This window comes from Pseudomonas sp. B5(2017), assembly GCF_002112825.1.
GTDB classification, from domain to species: Bacteria; Pseudomonadota; Gammaproteobacteria; order Pseudomonadales; family Pseudomonadaceae; genus Aquipseudomonas; species Aquipseudomonas putida_Z.
The window spans coordinates 217,722-237,831 of sequence record NZ_NEIR01000011.1; the positions used below are offsets into that span (position 1 = coordinate 217,722).

A 20,110-nucleotide genomic window follows, 5' to 3' on the forward strand; every position below is an offset into this window, starting at 1 on the left:
AGTGCCTAGATTTATTATCTATTCAACTTGGTATTTGAATTATCGTATTGACTTTTGTGCGATAATTTTAACTGTTTTACGGTGGTCTCCAGAACGGCAATTTTCTCTGCGAGAAAAGTGTTGTGATGGATTGCTGAGCTTTTTGAGAGCTCATCTATCTGGTGTTCTAGGCGGATGATCAAGGCCTCCGTTTCACTAATAGTTATCTCGTGCGTGTTGGTTAATACGATGGCGAATGCTTCGTTAAAGTAGTGTTTTAATGACATGGGATCTGTATGCCCAGTTAGCTTTGCAACTCGTGACAATATCTTTCGCTGTACTGCTTCCTGCCATAGGTCTTTCTGTGCTATGTCTCGCCTCAACTCTTTCTTGATTTCGTATGCGATCTGTGTCGTTATAAAACGGTGACGAAACATAGATAAACAAACCTGTGTATCTTTGAGTCCTGATAGATCGCATAGTCTCTTGAAATCCCTTGCTAGTGAACGGGTCATTACAGGGGTTCCATCTTGACTAAGTAAGAAAGCTGTAACTGATTCAGGTTTTGCAGAGATCAAGTTTAAAAATTTAATGCGATCGTTGAGGTAAATTGATATCTCCAAAGCATCCTCAAGAGTAAGTGGGAATTCTCGAATTGGTGGCGATTTTTGCCTTGTTTTCAAAGTGGGGAGAAATAATTTTCTAGTGGCGATGGGGTTTGAATTTAAGTGGATAGGTAATTTATTGAGCTCATCTGGTCTGAGGCCTGTAAGCATTGTTAGTTTCAAAGATATCATCCGCCTGCTATGAAGATATTCATTTTTCGCAACCAGTTGCTCATATTTAGGGCCATTAGTAGAGCCAAACGGGATTCTTGGTTTCGCTCTGAGTAAATTAGCCATATCAATTAGTTTGCCTATGAAATCGTCTGGCATCGGTTTCTTGTCGCCAACTAGCGGTCTTCTTGTTGGTATTGCGGGATGATAAATTGTTGGACGTCCACGGCTGTCGGTTCTCCACTCTATTGTTACCCTCGCGCCGGTGCCAAGCTCACCAATCAATTTAGGTTGAGAGATAAGTCTGTAATTTGTTTGATACCAAATTAAAAACTCAAGGACGCGTCTGATCGTATATGCAATGTGATTTCCATTGCGTGCGCTCTGAATTGCGTTGTACTTGAGCTTTTTCTCTTCGGTTAATCGCTCAGCAAATTCGCATAAGTAATTGTCGTCCACGTCAAAAAGCTGTACTTGTAAGTTGTAGCAGTCGCGAACATAGTGTGATATGTGTGAGGCAAATGTTTCTGCTGACTCGCCAGTTGACTTAAATGTGATGGTTTGTAGCCAGATATTGACTAGGGTGCACGGGGTTCCATCGGGCCAGAATGTGTAAACCTGATTTAATAAGCATTTCTTATTAACAATGGGGCTGCCCGTTTTTCTTGAATGGCTTACGCTCCAAGGAAGTTCAATTTTCATGTTCTTATAATAAAGCTGAAATTTAGGCATCCTCTTTTCCTCCTTTGATAATGCTCCAGGTTTTATTTTTTTGAGGGGAGTAGGAAGTTATCGTCTCAAATTTTAAGTGGGACTCATACAGAAAGTTTAATATGGTATGCTTCGTGGGGGCGCTAAGTGCTGAATCAGATTCGGCTATAGTTTTTATGAATTTAAATAATTCAAGATATGCAATCGAGGCTAGCTGGGCTTGGTTGTATGCCTCATTGATGAGTATTTTAAATGACGGTTTTTTTGACTCGTTTTCGGCTGACGTTGTAGTATAGATAGAGTGGATTTTTTCACGTGTTGACAGCATATGCTCCCAGTGGTCTTTCGTGTTAGGTGGGGCTCCTGGTATAAAGTTGTGAAGGCAGAAGTTTTTGAGTGTGTTGTAGCTTATTTTACCGAATAAGCCGGAAACTTCTAGCTCGCAAAAAGTTTTCATGTCGGTTAATTTGCTCTGCTGTGTTTTGCTGAGTTTTATTGTGCCAGCTAGAACGTCTTGCATCCATTGGTGTCGTTTTTGGATGTTTTCAATTGTCGAATTTTTCATCTTTGTTTTCGCCGTATTTTATTGCAATGTCAGTGTCGATGACTTCGGATGAGTAAGTGGTTAGTCTGATGGTATACGTTACGATTGAAAGGCTTTCATTTATTAAAAGAGCTCGAATAAACTGATTAAAGTCATATTGATTTTTAGATTTCAGTGATGAAATTTTTAATGTGTTCAATGTTTTTTTATAAAGGGCTGAAAGACCCTGGTTTGAATGTTCATCCACATTGCCGAGCTCTAGATCGATTAGTTTGTCTTCAATCGATTCTATGGTGTATTGTATGACTTCTTCGTCAGGTATGTCGCCGCCCAGGTAAGCTTCCAAATGTCTTTTGTCTGCATGACCTGCTTGATGACGAAGCGCATCGTCACTGAAGATTCGTTCATGGCGTGACATTGTTAGGATAAAAAATTTCCGCATCTCATGAATTTTTATGTACCAACGTCTGCCGTGCTGGTCAGTTGGGATTTCGATAATATCGCAAAAGGTTTTAATGGCACTGTCGATTCTGACAGAAGTCTTTATGCCGCCAGGACATTTGAAACCTTTAGCTGACGGAAAATAGAAAAGATCCTCAGAGTGAGGTGAGTCGTCTTGATAAATGGCTTTCAAATTATTTCCAAGAACAGCCAGGAGCTGTATAGCTACCGATGTTACATACGGAATTGGGCGACGGATATTTGGCGTCGTTGGTAGGCCCTTTTTCAGCGAGGGGTGGCTTAGAAATGCGCCTCCACCATCAGCGTCTGCGCTTAATGATCTTCGTGCAATTTTCGCGAGCTCTGCCACTCGGATAGGTTTGGTGAGGCCGATAACAATGGCGAAGGCAGAGATCAAACAATCCAGTGCCACCATTAGTGTCATGTTTTTATTAGTGCATGCTTTGGCTGAGTTGTTTGTTAGCTTGGTTAGGCCTAAAGATTCCGTTAGGCTTTTAGCAGGAAGCCCGTTAAAAGCAACGGTGCAGTACGAAGCCACAATGCTCTCGAACACTCGCTGGCGTTCACGATTAAGATAGCGATTGGGAGTGTTTTTAATGAATTCGGGATTATTAATGGATTTTACGATGGCGATCGTTAATTGTATTATTGGTTTTCCGTACACCATTATCCATTCAATTGATTTTTCTAATGCGTACATGCCGATCGAGTGAGGAATTTTCTGAGTGTGGCCACCTTCCCGATGTTTTGTGTTGTCTAAATTTTGTTTGGTATCGAGTTCAAAGGATGGCATGATGTCAGGAAGTATGTGACTACCGGCATCAAGAGTTTTTAGAATTCCTATAAAGCGCGTCAGTGTGTTTTTGGTTACGGTGTTGGTTTCTGTTTGCCCAGTAATTACTGTTCTGTGGGAGTTGTAAATACCCCTTCGCGATTTTCCTGCTGATAATACATGGCTTTGGAGCGGGATTTCAAATTGTCTTAGGAAATTTCGGATCGATACATGTTGGAATGCCGAAGGATGAGTGCCTAAAATTTTTGCTAAGTATTTTCTTGATACCAATCCAGAGTCGCTGAGGGTGTCACTCCCAATGCTAATGTATAATTTATTTGCTTTCAGGTGTTCGCAAATTTTAGTAATATTGCTCTGTGTTAATTCTAAGCCGTCATACGGCTCTTCAGTAATTTCACAGAAATGCTCGCTTATTCTGTCTTTGAATTCCAAGGCGCTAGCCCAGCCTCCTTTGCTGTAGCCGTCAATTAAGATTTTGCAGGCATTCTCATTAAGTAGCTTGAATCCGTACTTTTGAGGCTGGTATTGCGACTCATGCAGACATAGCCAGCTAGCCGTATTGATATAGGCTCGAATATGATCCAGCCAAACTTTGTAGCACACTTTGCTATGAAGATATCCAGAGCGGAGGCAGAAGGCTTGTTTTTGAATGCTTTCAAGTAAGAGTTTATTTTCAGGGTCGGTCAAAATCGTGAGGTTGGCAAGCGGCTCTTCAAAGTTTATTGTTTCGATTTTTTTATTTGAGCCGACAACCTTCCATGATGGCGAGCCGATACCGCCTTCAAGGAGCCAGCTTGCATTGTATTTAAGTGTGCTTTGTAAACTTTGACGAGCCTGAGCGATAAGTTTTTCGAGAACCGCTTTGGATTCTTTTTGCTTGCTGGATTTTTTATGCATGATAAAGCTCTAAGCTGCGCTGGCAGTTGCGCTTGAGACTTTTTGTGAAAGTTCGGATTTGATCTTTAATGCTTGCGTGTATATTCGTTGGAAGCTCGGCGCGGAAAGCCCAGTAATGTTATTGATGATTGGATGGCATGATTTATTATTTAGGCATGATTCATAGGTTGCATGCAAAAGATTTGCAAGGGTTACCAAAGACTCTGCCGAAATACCGGTTCTTTCATCTCGATATTGCTTGTTTCCGGCTTTGGCTAGGTTATGCATTTCTGCAAACAGAAAGGTGGCAGCGAATGCAAGTGGGTCTAGATTTAAAATGACTTTGTGCCGAAGCAGAGGTTCGATTAAAAATTTCGCTGCATCCTCGGTGATTTCTCTCGCATAGCGTTTGAGCTCCATTGAGATTGGATCAGAGGTGTCGGCTTCAATTGCTGAGGTTGTGACAAACTCAAACAGATCTTCCTTCGTTAGGAAGTCACTCGCTTCAATTTGCCAGGGCTTATTTTTGGTGGCTAATACTATGAGTTTGGTTTGGAATACCCTTAATATTCGAATATTCCAGCGAGACATCAACCACTTAGGTATATAGTGAGCTTTGACAACTGCAATGGAGTTTCCCAGCGTAGTCGCGACGGCTTGGTATGTGCCTTCTTTGAGGAAGGCAATTAGACCTTGTGTTCCTCTTATTCTTTTTAAAGAGAAACTTTCCTTGAAAACTCCAGCTTCGATTAATTCAGCCTCAAGTACTGTGTATAAGTTAAAGCCTTGAGGGCCGGTGAACATGGTATTAATGGCGGTATTCATACCAACCCAGTTGAAGCTTGATGTCAAAAACAACTTTCTGTAGTCTGGGTTGTTATTGCGCATGAGGTGCAGTCGAGCCTTAAATGTGGCGCGAACTACATCTGTATAGATTTGCAGGCTGGTTGGGGTTAAAGGTGAGGCTTTACGCGTTTTAGCACGTGGTTTACTGACGCTCCACATTAAGCAGTCTAGATCACTGTTGTAGTAATGTACTGGTTTGTCAGTGGTCGAGAGGTAATTTGCTTCTTGGAGCGAGATAGATGTGAATCTAGGGTTTTCGGCGATTAAAATTGCAGCGGCGGCGGCACAATCCCTCGCTGAGATGTGCCCCAGAAGTCGGTTCAATGTCTCATTAATGCGAGTCATGGGTACGCCGTATTCTCCTGCAATCTCTCTGATCTGTTTATTCATTCGCGCCAAGATTTTATGGCTGCTGCAAATCGGTCGCAGAAAAGGTATTTCTTTCATAAGTTCATATGAAATAAATTTCAGCTCGCTCGTGTGCATGAAATAGTAATCGATAACTGAAAGAAACCAAGCCACTCCGTCTGGATTTCGCGGGTCGGCAATATGCTTTCCATTTATGTAGAAATCGCCAGATTCTAAAACCTGCTCAATTTTCGAGGTCGGTATAGAATTTATCAGGCTTGCACCAATAGCTTGGCAGTAAATTAGTTTGTCCCAGTAACTCCTGCAGGCTCTGATTATTCCCTCTGAGCGCTTTGTTAATTTGTATTGAAGGTTTTCAAGAAATTTGTCGGTTGTTATGTTGAGTTCTTTGTCTACTAGAAATGTTTTCGGCCAGAGCACTTCAGGATCTGTCAGATCCCAAAGCTGTTCTTCGCATGAGTCTAGAACATCCAATCCGCCCTCATCTCCACTAAATCCAACTTCCTTCATAAGCGGCAGAACGATGTTGCGGGGGATAATTCCTTTATGTTTTAGATGTTTGTATAGTACAAGGGATCCCCGCCACTCAAAGCGTAATGACTCATCCGATTTATCATCACTCCCTCGCAGTTTTTCTGTGTGAGACAAATGAAAAATGAAGTGTTCATAGATGAAAGTCCGCCAATTAGAATCTCCGGGTTCAGGGATTGTTTTTGATGCTTTTCTGGCGAAACGTAGCAAGTGCTTCAGAACTCTAATACGCTGTGCGGCTGAAAAACGGGTGCCTCGGTTGCATAGTTCTAGTACATGCCGGCAAAGCATGTGAAGGCTTTCTTCGGATGTGAGAGTCGGTCGGTGAATTTTGGTTTCCCTAAGTCCTTTTTTGCCGGGCCATTCTGCGCGGAATACGATTTGAGTAGGGGTCAGTTCGTATGAGTGCATCGCAGAGCCCTCCGAATTAATGAACGAATCGTAGTGCTTTGCACTGCGGTGTCAAATTCGTGGTATCAAAAAATTGTCCTCAGGTAGTTTAAGGCTCTGATTTCGCAGGGATTATATCGATACGTCCGTTCGTCGTGTGTCCACAAAATGACGGGAATGCATGTTCAACTTCCCTGCGGGGTATTGAGGGTGACAGGCGGCACCATATCGCAGTTGGAAGTCGTCGGGCATGCGAGGAAGGGCTATTAGCCCTATATGGGAAATGGCTTACAAGATAAAACAAAACGGGCTACGAGACAGGCGCGTTTAACTCGATGTCAAAGCGTGATTGGTAACTTTTCATTTATTTTTATTCGTGCTGTTTAACTTGTCGTCAGTATATGTAGGAAGTTTCCCACAATACACGGTGCAGCTTCGGGCAATGCCCGGGCTGCACCGGCAGGGCTCAGGTCGGGCTGGAGCGCCCGGTCATTTCCCGGGCCATTTCGCTGGCATAGCTGTCGGTCATCCCGGCGATGAAGTCGATCATGCGCAGGAAGGCGCTGTGCAGCGAGCCGTGTGGGTCGGGGGCATTGTTGCCGATAAGGTCCAGTACCCGGCGGCTCTTGAACGATGGCGTGCGTCCGCCGTGCTGTTCGAGGGCGGCGCCGCAGAAGGTGTTCAGCAGAATCTCCAGCGTGGTGTAGGCGCCGATCTCGTGCAGGGTCTTGCGCTTGTCCTGGAAGATCTTGTTGCGTGCCATGTCCTTGGCCTGCAGCACGCAGCGCTTGGCCGGGCCGTGCATGTGTTCGACCAGGTCGCCCGCCAGCTGGCCGGCCAGCAAGGCTTGTTGCTGCTCGACGAAGGCGCGGGCGGCAGCGTTGGTCAGGTGCTCGATGGCCTTGCCGCGCAGGATCGCCAGCTTGCGCCGCCGGGAGTCGCCTGGGCCGAGCTGGCGGTAGGTTTCCGGCAGGTCATCGCCGACCAGGTCGAGCAGCAGCGCTTCGACTTCGGCGTACTGCAGCAACTCCATTTCCAGGCCGTCTTCCAGGTCGATCAGCGCGTAGCAGATGTCATCCGCAGCCTCCATCAGGTAGACCAGCGGGTGGCGCGCCCAGCGCTGGTGTTCCAGTTGCGGCAGGCCGAGCTTGCGGGCGATCTGCTCGAGCAGTGGCAGTTCACTCTGGTAACTGCCGAACTTGTGCTTCTTGTAGCCCAGGGCGTCGGCGTGGCGTGCGCTCCACGGGTACTTCAGGTAAGTGCCGAGGGTGGCATAGGTCAGCCGGGTACCGCCGTCGAACTGGTGGTACTCCAGCTGGGTGAGTACGCGAAAGCCTTGGGCGTTGCCTTCGAAGTTGAGGAAGTCGGCGCGCTCGTCGTCGCTCATGTCGTCCAGCCAGCCACGCCCGGCGGCCTGCTGGAACCAGTGGCGGATGGCGTCTTCGCCAGAGTGGCCGAACGGTGGGTTGCCGATGTCATGGGCCAGGCAGGCCGACTGCACGATCATCCCCAGGTCGCTGGGGGCGCACCAGTCCGGCAGGCTGTCGCGCAGGGTTTCGCCGACGCGCATGCCCAGCGAGCGGCCGACGCAGCTGACTTCCAGCGAGTGGGTCAGGCGTGTGTGGATATGGTCGTTGCTGGAAACCGGGTGCACCTGGGTCTTGCGCCCGAGGCGGCGGAAGGCACCGGAGAAGATGATGCGGTCGTGGTCCTTGTGGAAGGGGCTGCGCCCGAGTTCATCGGCGCTGTACAGGGCTTTGCCCAGGCGTTCGCGGGTGAGCAGGGTGTGCCAGTCCAAGGCGCGGTCTCCTGTGGATCGAGGGGTATAGCTTCCGGTGTCCGGAAGGGCAGCGCAAGGGGTAAGCCCGTAATGGCCCTATCGCCGGCAAGCCGGCTCCCACAGGGATTGCACATGGCTTGAGGCCGATGCGGTCGAGGTGGGAGCCGGCTTGCCGGCGATAGGGTCGGTGCAGTCGACGGAAAACGCTCAGGGGCGGCGGCTGCCTTGCAGGTACAGGCGCAGCAGCGGCAGCAGGCTGGTGCCCAGGCGCAACAGCCGCGCCAGGTTGCCGCTGCGCACGCCCTTGCCGGTGAGGAAACCCAGCGCCACCACGGCGCCAATCCCCCACAGCGGCGCATGCTTGATGCCCAGCCCGTCGTGCAGCGAGCTGCCCATGCCGCGCACGCGGCGCAGTGGCTCAAGCAACTGCGCGGACTCGTGGCGGATTTCCTGGCGGTGCATTTCCATGCGCAGGCGCAGCAGCGCCTTGCGCAGTTCGCGCGGGTTTCGGGTGTTTGGCAGTTCTGGCAGGCTCATGGCAACAGGCGCTCCCGGTCCTTGGCAAGTTCCTCGAGGGTGGCGCCGAAGGGCGACGACTCGTCGAACACTGCTGCCTTCAGACGCAGGCCGCAATACAGCGCGGCGATGCCGTAGAACACGCACAGGCCGATGATGCCGGCCAGGCGATAGCTGTCCCACAGCAACACCAGCAACAGCCCGGACAGCGCCGTCAGCAGCAGCAGGGCGAATACCAGGGCCAGGCCGGCGAACAGCAGCAGGCTCAAGGTGCGGCCCTTCTGCTCCTGCAACTCGATGCCAAACAGTTCGATATGGCTGTGCAGCAGCCCCAGGGCAGCCGCGCCCAGGCGCCTGCCCGAGGCGCTGGCGCCGTTGGCGTCGTTCTCCATGGGAACCCCTTAGCGCCGGTTGGCCAGCAGGCCGATCAACAGGCCGACGCCAGCGGCAATGCCGATCGCCTGCCATGGTTTTTCCTGCACGTACTGTTCGGCACTGCCCAGTGCTGCCTGGCCGCGCTCGCGCACCGAGTCCTGGGTCAGCTGCAGGCTTTCGCGGGCCTGGGCCAGGCGGTCGTGGATCTGTTCACGCAATTCGTCAGCCTGGTCGCCGGCCAGGTTGGCGGTGTCGGCCAGCAGCTTCTCGGTGTCGCGGACCAGTGCCTGGAAGTCAGCCATCAATATCTCTTGTGCAGTCTTTGCCGATTTGCTGGCCATGGGTGTCTCCCTGTCGATGAGTGTTGGTAGTTCGAGTGATAGCACGCGCGGAAGGTTCAAGTGCCGGCGCTGGTATGGGCCTTGCTAAGGCTTTGCCACGTTGCGGGGCGCCCAAGGCAGGTATTGCGCCGAATAGGGGCGCCAGCGCAACGGATACCGATAAACCTTAACCCAATCCACGACAAACCCAAGAAAAAACCACGCAGGCTCCGCCCGGCTCACCGAAACAGGGCAGGGGGCTGGCACCGATTCGGTGCAGGGATGCAGGTTCTTGAACTGTCCTGGTGCCTTTTTCAGCAGGTCTGCCTATTTCATGGAAAACATGCACAGCGCGATGGACTCCCTGGTCCACGGTTCCAACACCCTGTTCATTCTCATGGGCGCCATTCTGGTGCTGGCCATGCACGCCGGCTTCGCTTTTCTCGAAGTGGGCACGGTGCGCCACAAGAACCAGGTCAACGCCTTGTCGAAAATTCTCAGCGACTTCGCTATCTCGGCATTGGTGTACTTCTTCATCGGCTACTGGATCGCCTACGGCGTCAACTTCTTCCAGCCAGCGGCGGCGCTGGCGGCCGACCATGGCTATGCGCTGGTCAAGTGCTTCTTCCTGCTGACCTTTGCAGCGGCGATCCCTGCGATCATCTCCGGGGGTATCGCCGAGCGGGCGCGCTTCGTGCCGCAACTGTGTGCCACGGCGTTGATCGTGGCGTTCATCTACCCGTTCTTCGAGGGCGTGGTGTGGAACGGCAACCTGGGCGTTCAGGCCTGGTTGCAGGCACGCTTCGGCGCGCCGTTCCATGACTTTGCCGGCTCGGTGGTGGTGCATGCCATGGGTGGTTGGCTGGCGCTGGCGGCGGTGCTACTGCTGGGCGCGCGCCGCGGGCGCTACCGCGATGGCCGGCTGGTGGCGTTTGCGCCGTCGAGCATTCCCTTCCTGGCATTGGGGTCGTGGATCCTGATCATCGGCTGGTTCGGCTTCAACGTCATGAGTGCCCAGACCTTGCAGGGTGTCAGCGGCCTGGTGGCGATCAACTCGCTGATGGCCATGGTCGGTGGCACCCTGTCGGCCTTGCTGGCCGGGCGTAACGACCCGGGCTTCCTGCATAACGGGCCGCTGGCCGGGCTGGTAGCGGTTTGTGCCGGTTCCGACCTGATGCACCCGATTGGTGCGCTGGCCACCGGCCTGGTGGCGGGCGCGCTGTTCGTCTGGACCTTCACCGCGGCGCAGAACCGCTGGAAGATCGACGATGTGCTGGGGGTGTGGCCGTTGCATGGCCTGTGCGGTGTCTGGGGTGGCATGGCCTGCGGTATCTTCGGCCAGGAGGTGCTGGGTGGCATGGGCGGTGTCAGCCTGGTCAGCCAGTTGCTGGGCAGCCTGATGGGCGTGGTGGTGGCATTGGCCGGCGGTTTTGCCGTGTATGGTGCAATCCGCGCGCTGCACGGGCTGCGCTTGAGCCATGAGCAGGAGTTCCAGGGCGCGGACCTGTCGCTGCACCGTATCGGCGCCACCAGCCAGGATTGAGCCAGGTCAGGTGCACGGACGGCAGTACGGACCTAGAATAGGTTTCTCCCTGCCAAACCGGACTTGCCCCCATGCTGCCTGAATGCCAACTGTTCGGCACCCTCGGCTGCCACCTGTGTGAAGTGGCCGAGGCCGTGCTGATGCCCTTCGTCGACCATGGCCTGCTGGTGGAGCTGGTCGATATTGCCGAGAACGAAGCCCTGTTCGAACGCTATGGCCTGATCATTCCGGTGCTGCGCCGCTGTGACAATGGCGGCGAGCTGCACTGGCCGTTCGATGCCGAACAGGTGGTGGCGTTTCTCGCGCAGTAATCGCACAAGGGGAGGTCTGTCCCTGCTCCATGCAGTGTGGTGCGTTGTGATGATCCGCTGCCGGCACGTTGAGGCCGGCATCCTTCACCGGTCATCAGGAACCCAGCCATGCGTATTTCCCCCCATTTCACCCTTGATGAAATGACCGTTTCGCAGCTCGCCGCCAGGGAAGGGCTCGACAACAATCCTCCAGCCGAAGCCCGTGCCAACCTGCAGTTGCTGTGCAATGCACTGGAGCAGGTGCGCGCGCTGTTCGGTGCACCAGTCATCGTCAGCAGCGGCTATCGCAGCCCCGCAGTCAACCAGCGCATTGGCGGGGCGCTGACGAGCAAGCATCTGCAGGGGCTGGCAGCTGACTTCACGGTGATTGAAGTGAGCCCGCGCGAGGTGGTGCGCCGGATCAGCGAAAGCGCCATCCCCTTCGACCAGTTGATCCTCGAATTCGATGACTGGGTGCACCTGGCCGTGTCGCGTAGCGCCCCCCGGCGCCAGGTGCTGACCATCCGCAAAGGCACCGGCTATCTGCCGGGCCTGCAATGAAGCGCATTGACGGCGCCAAGGGGATGTTCGTATGCTGTATATAAATACAGTATCGAGGTGAAGCCATGCTCAATGTCGAGCAACTCAAGTACAGCGTCAACCGCATGCCCGTCGAGCGGGTGGCCGACGCTGTTCTGGAACTGCGCCTCGAAGGCCTGGTGACCGACGACCGTACGCCGTTCGGCAAGGTCCACTTCAATACCTGTTTCGCCGAGATCGAGGCCCTGTTCCAGCGTGCCGGCTACCACCGTGGGCTGGACGTGGTGGGCTACCAGGGGTTGCTGTATGCCCTCTACGACCCTGGGCGCTGGGAGCCGGTGCAGGTGTTGCGCTGGCTGAAGGAGCGCTGCGAGGCCATTGCCCAGGCTGGTTGAGGGCGCGGGCTTGGGGGATAATGCGCGGCCGTGAACGTTTCGAGCCCTGCCATGACCACGCCTTTCGACCCCGCCCGCCAGCAAGCCAGCACGGTGTGCCTGCCCCCCGGTAACTGGGCGACGGTGCTCGACTGTCTGTGTGACCATTTCAAGGCCATCGACCGCGCCCAGTGGCTCGACCGCTTTGCCCGTGGCCGGGTACTGGATGCCGAGGGGCGGGCGGTTTCTGCCGCACTGCCTTACAAGCGCGGTATGCGTTTGCACTACTTCCGTGAGGTGCCGAACGAGCGGCCGATCCCGGTGCAGGAGACCGTACTGCATGTGGATGAGCACCTGGTGGTAGCCGACAAGCCGCATTTCCTGCCAGTGACGCCGACTGGCGAATACGTCGAGCAGACCTTGCTGCGCCGCCTGATCCGCCGCCTGGGCAACCCGCACCTGGTGCCGTTGCACCGAATCGACCGGCATACCGCCGGGCTTGTGCTGTTTTCCGCCAACCCGCAGAGCCGCAGTGCCTACCAACGGCTGTTCCCCGAACGGCGTATCGACAAGCGCTACCAGGCCATTGCCGCGGCCATGCCGCAGCACGATTTCCCGCTGGTGCACAAAAGCCGCCTGGTACATGGCGAGCCGTTTTTCCGCATGCATGAGGTAGAGGGGGAGGCCAACAGCGAAACCCTGGCCGAAGTGCTGGAAAAGAATGGCGAGCTGTGGCGTTACGGGCTGTCGCCGGTGACTGGCAAGACCCATCAGTTGCGTGTGCATATGGCGGCATTGGGGGCGGGGATCTGCAATGACCCGTTCTATCCGCAGTTGGTCAACGAAGAGGATGACTACCAGCGGCCGCTGAAGTTGCTGGCGCAGAGCCTGCGCTTTGCAGACCCGCTGAGCGGGGAAGAGCGCTACTTCGAGAGCTGCTTGCAGCTGGATTGGTAGTCTGGACGGGGTCGTTGTAGGAGCGGCCTTGTGTCGCGATGGGCCGCGAAGCGGCCCCGGCATTCTTTGCATCACCGCTGAACTCCTGGGGCCGCTTCGCGGCCCATCGCGACACAAGGCCGCTCCTACAGGGCCCTAGCGATTGAACCGCTCCACCAGCGAGTACTGGGTACCCGCCGTGCTGGTCAGCTCTTCGCTGAGCAGCGCCGAGTGCTGGGCCTGTTCGGCAGTCTGGTCGGCCAGGTCGGCGATGGTGCTGATGTTGCGGCTGATCTCGTCAGCCACTGCAGTCTGCTCCTCGGTCGCCGCAGCAATCTGGGTGGCCATGTCGGTAATGTTGGCTACCGCTTCACTGATGCCCACCAGCGCCTCGTCGGCCTGCATCACACGGTCGACGCCTTCCTGCGCCTGGCGATGGCCGGTTTCCATGGTCAGCACGGCATTGCTGGCGGTTTGTTGCAGCTTGGCGATCAGGCCGTGGATCTGCCCTGTGGATTCGGCAGTGCGCTGGGCCAGCTGGCGTACTTCGTCGGCCACCACGGCAAAGCCTCGGCCCATTTCACCGGCACGTGCCGCTTCGATGGCCGCGTTCAGCGCCAGCAGGTTGGTCTGGTCGGCGATGCCCTTGATCACATCGACCACGCCACCAATCTCGTCGCTGTCCTTGGCCAGTTGCGTCACCGTCTGGCCGGTCTCGCCCACCGCCGCCGACAGGCGCTCGATGGCCTCGCGGGTTTCACCGGCAATCTGCCGGCCCTGGCTGGTCAGGCGGTTGGCTTCCTGGGTGGCATCTGCGGTGCGCTGCACGTGGTTGGCCACTTCCTGGGTGGTGGCGGCCATCTGGTTGACCGCAGCGGCAACCTGCTCGGTCTCCACCCGCTGGCGTTCCAGGCCCGAAGAACTCTTGTGAGCCAGCTCGTCGGACTGGCGCGCCTGTTCGCTGAGGTGTTCGGCGCTGTCCTGCAGGCGGGTCAGGCAGGTTTTCATGCGCGCGTCCTGGCTGAGCATGGCCATTTCCAGGCGCGCCTGCACGCCACGGCTGTCGGTGTACATCTGCGCGATCAGCGGGTCGGAAGTGGTCTGTTCGGCCAGGCGCAGCAGGCGCTTGAGGCCGCGCTGCTGCCAGCTCAGGCCCAGCAGGCCCAGCGGTACGGAAAGCCCGGCAGCCAGGGCGAAGCCCCAGGAATGGCCCAGCCAGTTGCCGATCAGGAAGCCCACCTGGCTGATCAGGATGAACGGCAACCAGTCCTGCAGCACCGGCAGCCACTTGTCCCGGCGTGGTACCGGCGGCTTGCCCTGGTTGATGCGCTGGTACAGCGCCTCGGCGCGGCGGACCTGCTCGGCGGTAGGCTTGACCCGCACCGACTCGAAGCCGACCACCTGGTTGTTGTCGAAGATCGGCGTGACATAGGCGTTGACCCAGTAGTGGTCGCCGGACTTGCAGCGGTTCTTGACGATACCCATCCACGGCTGGCCCTGCTTGAGGGTTTGCCACATGTGGGCAAACACCGCTGGCGGCACGTCGGGGTGGCGCACCAGGTTGTGCGGCGCACCGGTCAGCTCTTCGCGGGTGAAACCACTGATCTCGATGAAGGCATCGTTGCAGTAAGTGATCACCCCTTTGGCATTGGTGGTGGAGATCAACCGCTGCTGGGCAGGGAAAGTCCGTTCTCTCTGGGTAATCGGCTGGTTGTTACGCATGGGTTGGTAGTCCGCAGGGCTTTCGACAGGTATCGGCAAGCCGCTGGTTTTATTGAATGAATAATTAATGTGCTTGATCTGTGGCAATAAGCCATCACTTGATCCGGGTTAGCCAGCGAGCACGTTCAAGCAAGTTGGCGTCATTATTGCGTTTTTAATGCTGTTTCATGACGTATGAGTCGAATGATGACCGATTAGCTAGCCAAGAGCCAGCATCGGATAGCTGAACAGGGTGAAGTGCACCAGGTTCAGGCCGAAATGGCAGAGCACCGCCGCCGCCACGCCGCCCCAGCGGTACGCCAGGCCGTAGCCGACACCGGCAAGGGTGGCCAGGTACACCCATTGCCAGCCGGCCCCCAGGTGGGCCAGGCCGAACAGCAAGGCGGCGGCGAACAATGCCAACCCTTGGTGGCGCAGCAGCCGTTGCAGGCCGGCCTGGATGTAACCGCGGAACAACAGTTCTTCGGTCAGGCTTACCAGCAGCAGGTTGTTCAGCAACCAGAGCCAGGCCTGGTCGGGCCATTTCGGGGCCCAGGCCAGCATGCCCAGTGCCCAGGCGCCGCCCAGGCAGGCGAGCAGGGTGAGGGGCAGGGCGTACAGCAGGCTGGTCGCCAGGCCCTGGCTGCGCCACAGGAACAGCCAAGGGCAGGCCAGCAGCAGCCAGGCGCCGATCAGCGGTTTGTCCAGGTTCAGGTACATCGTGAAGGGCAGGGCGCCGGGGCTGAGGACAACGCCGTCGATGACCTTGGCAGCGTTGAAGCCGGGCAGCCAGTGCAATGCCAGGGCGATGGCCAGGAGGATGAACAACGTGTGGCCGAGGGCTTGTTGCCAGCGCTGGGGGCGGCGAGCGAGCAAGGCGCTGGCAAGCAGGGCGAGAAAGGTGGGCAGGGTGGTGATGCCGAAGTTGCCCTGGCTCAGGGCGAGGGTGTAGCCGAGCGCCAGGAGTAAAAGTGCGATCAGGCGGAAGCGAGGCACGAGTGGTCCTTTTCGGGTAAACGGAAACGGGCCGCTACGCGTCGTCTGTAGGAGCGGCCTTGTGTCGCGATGGGCCGCATAGCGGCCCCAGATTTCAGCTTCGCCGCCGATATCGAGCGGGGCCGCTGCGCGCCCCATCGCGACACAAGGCCGCTCCTACAGGCGATCGGCGTGCACGGCAGCCCCAAGCATACCCGCCTCAACCAGCAATCAGCTGACGCAACACATAATGCAGAATTCCCCCGGCCTTGAAGTACTCCACCTCATTCACGGTATCGATCCGGCACAGCACCTCGATCTGCTCCTGCTGCCCGTCCTCGCGGGCGATGCGCAAGGGCAGGCTCATGCCCGGGCGGATCTGTGCGCCGTTCAAGCCAAGCACATCGATCTTCTCCTTGCCGGTCAGCCCCAGTTGCTTGCGGTTGTGCCCGGCCTTGAACTGCAGCGGCAGTACGCCCATGCCTACCAGGTTGGAGCGGTGAATGCGCTCGAAGCTTTCCGCCAGTACCGCCTTGACCCCAAGCAGGTTGGTGCCCTTGGCCGCCCAGTCGCGGCTCGAGCCGGTGCCGTATTCCTGGCCGGCGATCACTACCAGCGGAGTGCCTTCCTGCTGGTAGCGCATGGCCGCGTCGTAGATCGACAGCTTCTCGCCACTGGGCACGTGCAGGGTGTTGCCACCTTCTTCGCCCGCCAGCATTTCGTTGCGGATGCGGATGTTGGCGAAGGTGCCGCGCATCATCACTTCATGGTTGCCACGCCGCGAGCCGTAGGAGTTGAAGTCGCGGGGCTCCACGCCCTGCTCACGCAGGTAGCGCCCGGCCGGGCTGTCGGCCTTGATGTTGCCGGCCGGGGAAATGTGGTCGGTGGTCACCGAGTCACCCAGCAGCGCCAGGATTCGCGCACCCTGGATGTCGGTGATCTGCGGGGGTGGCCCGCCGATGTCGTCGAAGAACGGCGGATGCTGGATATAGGTGGAGTCGGCCTGCCACACGTAGGTGGCCGCCTGCGGTACCTCGATGGCCTGCCACTGTGCATCGCCGGCGAACACCTCGGCATATTCCTTGTGGAACATCGCCGTGTCGACCTTGGCCACGGCAGCGGCGATTTCCTGCTGGCTGGGCCAGATATCGCGCAGGTACACCGGCTGGCCATCCTTGCCGGTGCCCAACGGGTCGCGGGTCAGGTCCAGGCGCACGCTGCCGGCCAGGGCATAGGCCACCACCAGCGGCGGCGAGGCCAGCCAGTTGGTCTTGACCAGCGGGTGCACGCGGCCTTCGAAGTTGCGGTTGCCCGACAACACCGAAGCCACCGTGAGGTCGGCGCTGCCGATGGCTTTTTCGATCGCTTCATCCAGCGGGCCGGAGTTGCCGATGCAGGTGGTGCAGCCATAGCCGACCAGGTCGAACCCCAATTGGTCCAGATAGGTGGTGAGCCCGGCGGCCTTGAAGTAGTCGGTGACCACCTTGGAGCCCGGCGCCAGCGAGCTCTTGACCCAGGGTTTGCGTTGCAGGCCTTTTTCCAGGGCCTTTTTCGCCACCAGCCCGGCGGCCATCATCACGCTGGGGTTGGAGGTGTTGGTACATGAGGTGATCGCGGCAATCACCACGGCGCCATCGCGCAGGGTGTGGGTCTGGCCTTGATGGCTGTAGTCGATCTCCCCGGCCTGGTCGGCGTTGCCCACCGCCACGCCGCCGCCACCTTCGCTTTCCAGGCGGCTGACCTCTTTGGCCAGCGGTTTGGGTTGCAGTTCGATGAAGTGGTCGAAGGCCTGGCTGACCTGGCCCAGGGCTACCCGGTCCTGCGGCCGCTTGGGCCCTGCCAGGCTGGCCTCGACCTCGTGCATGTTCAGCGCCAGGCTGTCGCTGAACAGTGGCTCCTGGCCGGGGTTCCGCCACAGGCCCTGGGCTTTGCAGTACTGCTCGACCAGTTGCACGGTCGCCTCGGGGCGGCCGGACAGGCGCAGGTAGTCCAAGGTCACCTGGTCGACCGGGAAGAAGCCGCAGGTGGCGCCGTATTCCGGGGCCATGTTGGCGATGGTCGCACGGTCGGCCAAGGGCAGCTCGGCCAGGCCATCACCATAGAACTCGACGAACTTGCCCACCACGCCCTTCTTGCGCAGCATCTGGGTCACCGTCAGCACCAGGTCGGTGGCGGTGATGCCTTCGTCCAGCTTGCCGGTCAGCTTGAAGCCGATCACTTCGGGGATCAGCATCGACACCGGCTGGCCGAGCATCGCCGCCTCCGCTTCGATGCCGCCCACGCCCCAGCCGAGCACGCCCAGGCCATTGATCATGGTGGTATGCGAATCGGTACCGACCAGGGTGTCGGGGAAGGCGTAGGTGCGGCCATCGGCCTCACGGGTCCAGACGGTGCGGCCGAGGTATTCGAGGTTGACCTGGTGGCAGATGCCGGTGCCCGGCGGTACCACGCGGAAGTTGTCGAAGGCGCTCTGGCCCCAGCGCAGGAAGGCATAGCGCTCGCCGTTGCGCTGCATTTCGATGTCGACGTTCTCGCTGAAGGCCTGCGGCGTGCCGTAGCGGTCGACCATCACCGAATGGTCGATCACCAGGTCCACGGGTGACAGCGGGTTGATCCGCTGCGGGTCGCCGCCGGCCTTGGCCATGGCTGCGCGCATGGCGGCCAGGTCGACCACGGCCGGCACACCGGTAAAGTCCTGCATCAGCACCCGCGCCGGGCGGTACTGGATCTCGCGGTCGGAGCGTCGCTCGCCCAGCCATTGGGCGAGGGCGCGCAGGTCGTCGCCGGTGACGGTCTTGCCGTCTTCCCAGCGCAGCAGGTTTTCCAGCAGCACCTTCAGCGACATGGGCAGGCGCTGCAGGTCGCCCAGTTGGCGGGCGGCTTCGGTGAGGCTGAAGTAGTGGTAGGTCTTGTCGCCGACCTGTAGGGATTTGAGGGTATTCAGGCTATCGAGCGAGGGCATTGCCAACTCCTTCTGCGCCGGTGCCTGGCAAGATCTGCCGGTGGCACCGCTCTGTATCGATCCGCACGGCACGGACCTGGCTGAAAGGTCAGGTTAGACCGCTTTGCGCTACCTGACCCTTTTCTGGACCGGCGGGGCGTGTCGCAGGTTCCGATCTTCCTTTATCATCGCCGCCCTGCCGGCGCCTGTGGCGCGCCAGCCGAAGTGGAGTGAGAGATGAATACCCTGTTCATGCATTGCCGGCCCGGTTTCGAGGGTGAGGTGTGCGCCGAAATCAGCGAACATGCCGCCCGCCTGGGTGTTGCCGGCTATGCCAAAGGCAAGCCGCAAAGCGCCAGCGCCGAGTTTGTCTGTAGCGAGGAGGGCGGTGCCGAGCGGTTGATGGGGGAACTGCGCTTCAACCAGCTGATTTTCCCGCGGCAGTGGGCCCGTGGCGGTTATGTCGAACTGCCGGAAAGCGACCGCATCAGTGTGCTGCTGGCGCACCTGGCCGGGTTCCCGGTGTTTGGCAGCCTGTGGCTGGAGGTGCTGGACAGCAACGAAGGCAAGGAACTGTCCACCTTCTGCCGCAAGTTCGAGGTGCCGCTGCGCAAGGCTTTGGAAAAGGCCGGGCGCCTGGTCGACGACCCCAGCCGCCCACGCCTGCTGCTCACCTTCATCAGCGGCCGCCGGGTATTTGCCGGTGTTGCCCCGGCCAACAACAGTGCGCTGTGGCCCATGGGCATCCCGCGCCTGAAATTCCCCCGCGAGGCACCCAGCCGCTCGACGCTCAAGCTGGAAGAGGCCTGGCACCAGTTCATCCCGCGCGAGCAGTGGGAGCAGCGCCTGGGCGATGACATGACCGGGGTCGACCTGGGGGCCTCGCCGGGTGGCTGGACCTACCAGCTGGTGCGCCGGGGCATGCTGGTGACCGCCATTGACAACGGGCCGATGGCCGAAAGCCTGATGGACACCGGGTTGGTTCAACACCTGATGGCCGATGGTTTCACCTGGCAACCGAAGCAGCCGGTGGACTGGATGGTGTGCGATATCGTCGAGAAGCCGGCGCGTACTACCTCGCTGATCGAGACCTGGCTGGGCGAGGGGTTGTGCCGTGAAGCTGTGGTCAACCTGAAGCTGCCGATGAAACAGCGCTATGCCGAAGTACGCCGGCTGCTCGACCGCATGGAGGCGACCTTCAAGGCGCGCAAGATCAAGGTGTCGATTGCTTGCAAGCAGCTGTATCACGACCGCGAGGAAGTGACCTGCCATCTGCGCCGATTGGACTTGAAGCCGCGCTAGCACAGCGAACCGCTTTGCTCTTGCTCTTGCTCTTGCTTCGGCTTTTGCTTCTAAGCGCGCGATAGTTCAGGCGCCGCCGATTGCGACTTCAGGAGGCCGAGCGAAGGGACTGCGGAGGGAGGTGACGGGCATGGATGCCCGTCAAGCGCTGAGGCCCCATGGATGGGGCCTGCAGCGCGTACTCCCGGGAGCAGGCCCGTAGCGAGGGAACCCCGGAGCGCAGCGTAGGGGCCGGATGAT

Annotated in this window: 17 protein-coding genes; 6 read left to right on the top strand and 11 right to left on the bottom strand. The window is 57.3% G+C overall.

Annotated features, from left to right (window positions below; genetic code table 11):
- Nucleotides 1–14: 14 nt before the first annotated feature.
- The 8 genes from CAG00_RS28245 to CAG00_RS18275 form a co-directional block, all read right to left on the bottom strand.
- Entirely contained in the window at nucleotides 15–1,487 is a 1,473-nt protein-coding gene (locus CAG00_RS28245) for a tyrosine-type recombinase/integrase (protein WP_139832798.1), read from the bottom strand.
- Nucleotides 1,480–2,031, bottom strand: coding sequence for a hypothetical protein (locus tag CAG00_RS28250; RefSeq protein ID WP_139832799.1), 552 nt, complete (start codon nucleotides 2,029–2,031; stop codon nucleotides 1,480–1,482). Before CAG00_RS28250 ends, CAG00_RS28245 begins: the two co-directional genes overlap by 8 nt.
- Complete coding sequence (locus CAG00_RS28255; RefSeq protein ID WP_139832800.1) at nucleotides 2,012–4,162, bottom strand: hypothetical protein; 2,151 nt, start codon at nucleotides 4,160–4,162, stop codon at nucleotides 2,012–2,014. Before CAG00_RS28255 ends, CAG00_RS28250 begins: the two co-directional genes overlap by 20 nt.
- 9 nt (nucleotides 4,163–4,171) lie before the next feature.
- A complete protein-coding gene (locus tag CAG00_RS28260) occupies nucleotides 4,172–6,298 on the bottom strand; it encodes a hypothetical protein (RefSeq protein WP_139832801.1) in 2,127 nt (708 codons plus the stop codon).
- A gap of 445 nt (nucleotides 6,299–6,743) precedes the next feature.
- Nucleotides 6,744–8,075, bottom strand: coding sequence for a deoxyguanosinetriphosphate triphosphohydrolase (locus CAG00_RS18260; protein ID WP_013971681.1), 1,332 nt, complete (start codon nucleotides 8,073–8,075; stop codon nucleotides 6,744–6,746).
- 189 nt (nucleotides 8,076–8,264) lie between these two features.
- On the bottom strand, nucleotides 8,265–8,594 hold the full coding sequence (locus CAG00_RS18265; protein WP_013971682.1) for a hypothetical protein: 330 nt from the start codon (nucleotides 8,592–8,594) through the stop codon (nucleotides 8,265–8,267).
- Nucleotides 8,591–8,965 carry a phage holin family protein gene (locus CAG00_RS18270; protein ID WP_025338297.1) on the bottom strand — a complete coding sequence of 125 codons (375 nt, stop codon included), beginning with the start codon at nucleotides 8,963–8,965 and terminating at the stop codon, nucleotides 8,591–8,593. Before CAG00_RS18270 ends, CAG00_RS18265 begins: the two co-directional genes overlap by 4 nt.
- A gap of 9 nt (nucleotides 8,966–8,974) precedes the next feature.
- Nucleotides 8,975–9,289 carry a YqjD family protein gene (locus CAG00_RS18275; RefSeq protein ID WP_025338298.1) on the bottom strand — a complete coding sequence of 105 codons (315 nt, stop codon included), beginning with the start codon at nucleotides 9,287–9,289 and terminating at the stop codon, nucleotides 8,975–8,977.
- 313 nt (nucleotides 9,290–9,602) lie between these two features.
- On the opposite strand from CAG00_RS18275, the gene CAG00_RS18280 reads away from it, so the two are divergent.
- The 5 genes from CAG00_RS18280 (at nucleotide 9,603) to CAG00_RS18300 (ending at nucleotide 12,972) form a co-directional block, all read left to right on the top strand.
- Complete coding sequence (locus CAG00_RS18280; RefSeq protein ID WP_025338299.1) at nucleotides 9,603–10,811, top strand: ammonium transporter; 1,209 nt, start codon at nucleotides 9,603–9,605, stop codon at nucleotides 10,809–10,811.
- Between the two features lie 71 nt (nucleotides 10,812–10,882).
- Nucleotides 10,883–11,122, top strand: coding sequence for a glutaredoxin family protein (locus CAG00_RS18285; RefSeq protein WP_019096182.1), 240 nt, complete (start codon nucleotides 10,883–10,885; stop codon nucleotides 11,120–11,122).
- Between the two features lie 108 nt (nucleotides 11,123–11,230).
- Nucleotides 11,231–11,662, top strand: coding sequence for a D-Ala-D-Ala carboxypeptidase family metallohydrolase (locus CAG00_RS18290; RefSeq protein ID WP_085664995.1), 432 nt, complete (start codon nucleotides 11,231–11,233; stop codon nucleotides 11,660–11,662).
- A gap of 65 nt (nucleotides 11,663–11,727) precedes the next feature.
- Nucleotides 11,728–12,036 carry a hypothetical protein gene (locus CAG00_RS18295; RefSeq protein ID WP_004376097.1) on the top strand — a complete coding sequence of 103 codons (309 nt, stop codon included), beginning with the start codon at nucleotides 11,728–11,730 and terminating at the stop codon, nucleotides 12,034–12,036.
- Between the two features lie 51 nt (nucleotides 12,037–12,087).
- Nucleotides 12,088–12,972, top strand: a complete 885-nt coding sequence (locus tag CAG00_RS18300) for a pseudouridine synthase (RefSeq protein WP_085664996.1) — start codon at nucleotides 12,088–12,090, stop codon at nucleotides 12,970–12,972.
- Nucleotides 12,973–13,107: 135 nt separating this feature from the next.
- On the opposite strand, the gene CAG00_RS18305 is transcribed toward CAG00_RS18300, so the two are convergent.
- The 3 genes from CAG00_RS18305 to acnA form a co-directional block, all read right to left on the bottom strand.
- On the bottom strand, nucleotides 13,108–14,673 hold the full coding sequence (locus CAG00_RS18305) for a PAS domain-containing methyl-accepting chemotaxis protein (protein WP_025338303.1): 1,566 nt from the start codon (nucleotides 14,671–14,673) through the stop codon (nucleotides 13,108–13,110).
- A gap of 198 nt (nucleotides 14,674–14,871) precedes the next feature.
- The gene (locus CAG00_RS18310; protein WP_085664997.1) at nucleotides 14,872–15,648 is read right to left on the bottom strand and encodes a CPBP family intramembrane glutamic endopeptidase; all 777 of its coding nucleotides are present in this window, start codon (nucleotides 15,646–15,648) and stop codon (nucleotides 14,872–14,874) included.
- A gap of 199 nt (nucleotides 15,649–15,847) precedes the next feature.
- Complete coding sequence (gene acnA, locus CAG00_RS18315; protein ID WP_085664998.1) at nucleotides 15,848–18,589, bottom strand: aconitate hydratase AcnA; 2,742 nt, start codon at nucleotides 18,587–18,589, stop codon at nucleotides 15,848–15,850.
- Nucleotides 18,590–18,805: 216 nt separating this feature from the next.
- On the opposite strand from acnA, the gene rlmM reads away from it, so the two are divergent.
- The gene (gene rlmM, locus CAG00_RS18320) at nucleotides 18,806–19,870 is read left to right on the top strand and encodes a 23S rRNA (cytidine(2498)-2'-O)-methyltransferase RlmM (protein WP_085589413.1); all 1,065 of its coding nucleotides are present in this window, start codon (nucleotides 18,806–18,808) and stop codon (nucleotides 19,868–19,870) included.
- The last annotated feature ends 240 nt before the right edge of the window (nucleotides 19,871–20,110 follow it).

What these genes read in the sequence shown, in the direction of transcription:
- CAG00_RS28245 (WP_139832798.1), bottom strand. Translation starts at nt 1,487, where the DNA reads ATGCCTAAATTTCAGCTTTATTATAAGAACATGAAAATTGAACTTCCT.
- CAG00_RS28250 (WP_139832799.1), bottom strand. Translation starts at nt 2,031, where the DNA reads ATGAAAAATTCGACAATTGAAAACATCCAAAAACGACACCAATGGATG.
- CAG00_RS28255 (WP_139832800.1), bottom strand. Translation starts at nt 4,162, where the DNA reads ATGCATAAAAAATCCAGCAAGCAAAAAGAATCCAAAGCGGTTCTCGAA.
- CAG00_RS28260 (WP_139832801.1), bottom strand. Translation starts at nt 6,298, where the DNA reads ATGCACTCATACGAACTGACCCCTACTCAAATCGTATTCCGCGCAGAA.
- CAG00_RS18265 (WP_013971682.1), bottom strand. Translation starts at nt 8,594, where the DNA reads ATGAGCCTGCCAGAACTGCCAAACACCCGAAACCCGCGCGAACTGCGC.
- CAG00_RS18270 (WP_025338297.1), bottom strand. Translation starts at nt 8,965, where the DNA reads ATGGAGAACGACGCCAACGGCGCCAGCGCCTCGGGCAGGCGCCTGGGC.
- CAG00_RS18275 (WP_025338298.1), bottom strand. Translation starts at nt 9,289, where the DNA reads ATGGCCAGCAAATCGGCAAAGACTGCACAAGAGATATTGATGGCTGAC.
- CAG00_RS18280 (WP_025338299.1), top strand. Translation starts at nt 9,603, where the DNA reads ATGGAAAACATGCACAGCGCGATGGACTCCCTGGTCCACGGTTCCAAC.
- CAG00_RS18285 (WP_019096182.1), top strand. Translation starts at nt 10,883, where the DNA reads ATGCTGCCTGAATGCCAACTGTTCGGCACCCTCGGCTGCCACCTGTGT.
- CAG00_RS18290 (WP_085664995.1), top strand. Translation starts at nt 11,231, where the DNA reads ATGCGTATTTCCCCCCATTTCACCCTTGATGAAATGACCGTTTCGCAG.
- CAG00_RS18295 (WP_004376097.1), top strand. Translation starts at nt 11,728, where the DNA reads ATGCTCAATGTCGAGCAACTCAAGTACAGCGTCAACCGCATGCCCGTC.
- CAG00_RS18300 (WP_085664996.1), top strand. Translation starts at nt 12,088, where the DNA reads ATGACCACGCCTTTCGACCCCGCCCGCCAGCAAGCCAGCACGGTGTGC.
- CAG00_RS18305 (WP_025338303.1), bottom strand. Translation starts at nt 14,673, where the DNA reads ATGCGTAACAACCAGCCGATTACCCAGAGAGAACGGACTTTCCCTGCC.
- acnA (WP_085664998.1), bottom strand. Translation starts at nt 18,589, where the DNA reads ATGCCCTCGCTCGATAGCCTGAATACCCTCAAATCCCTACAGGTCGGC.
- rlmM (WP_085589413.1), top strand. Translation starts at nt 18,806, where the DNA reads ATGAATACCCTGTTCATGCATTGCCGGCCCGGTTTCGAGGGTGAGGTG.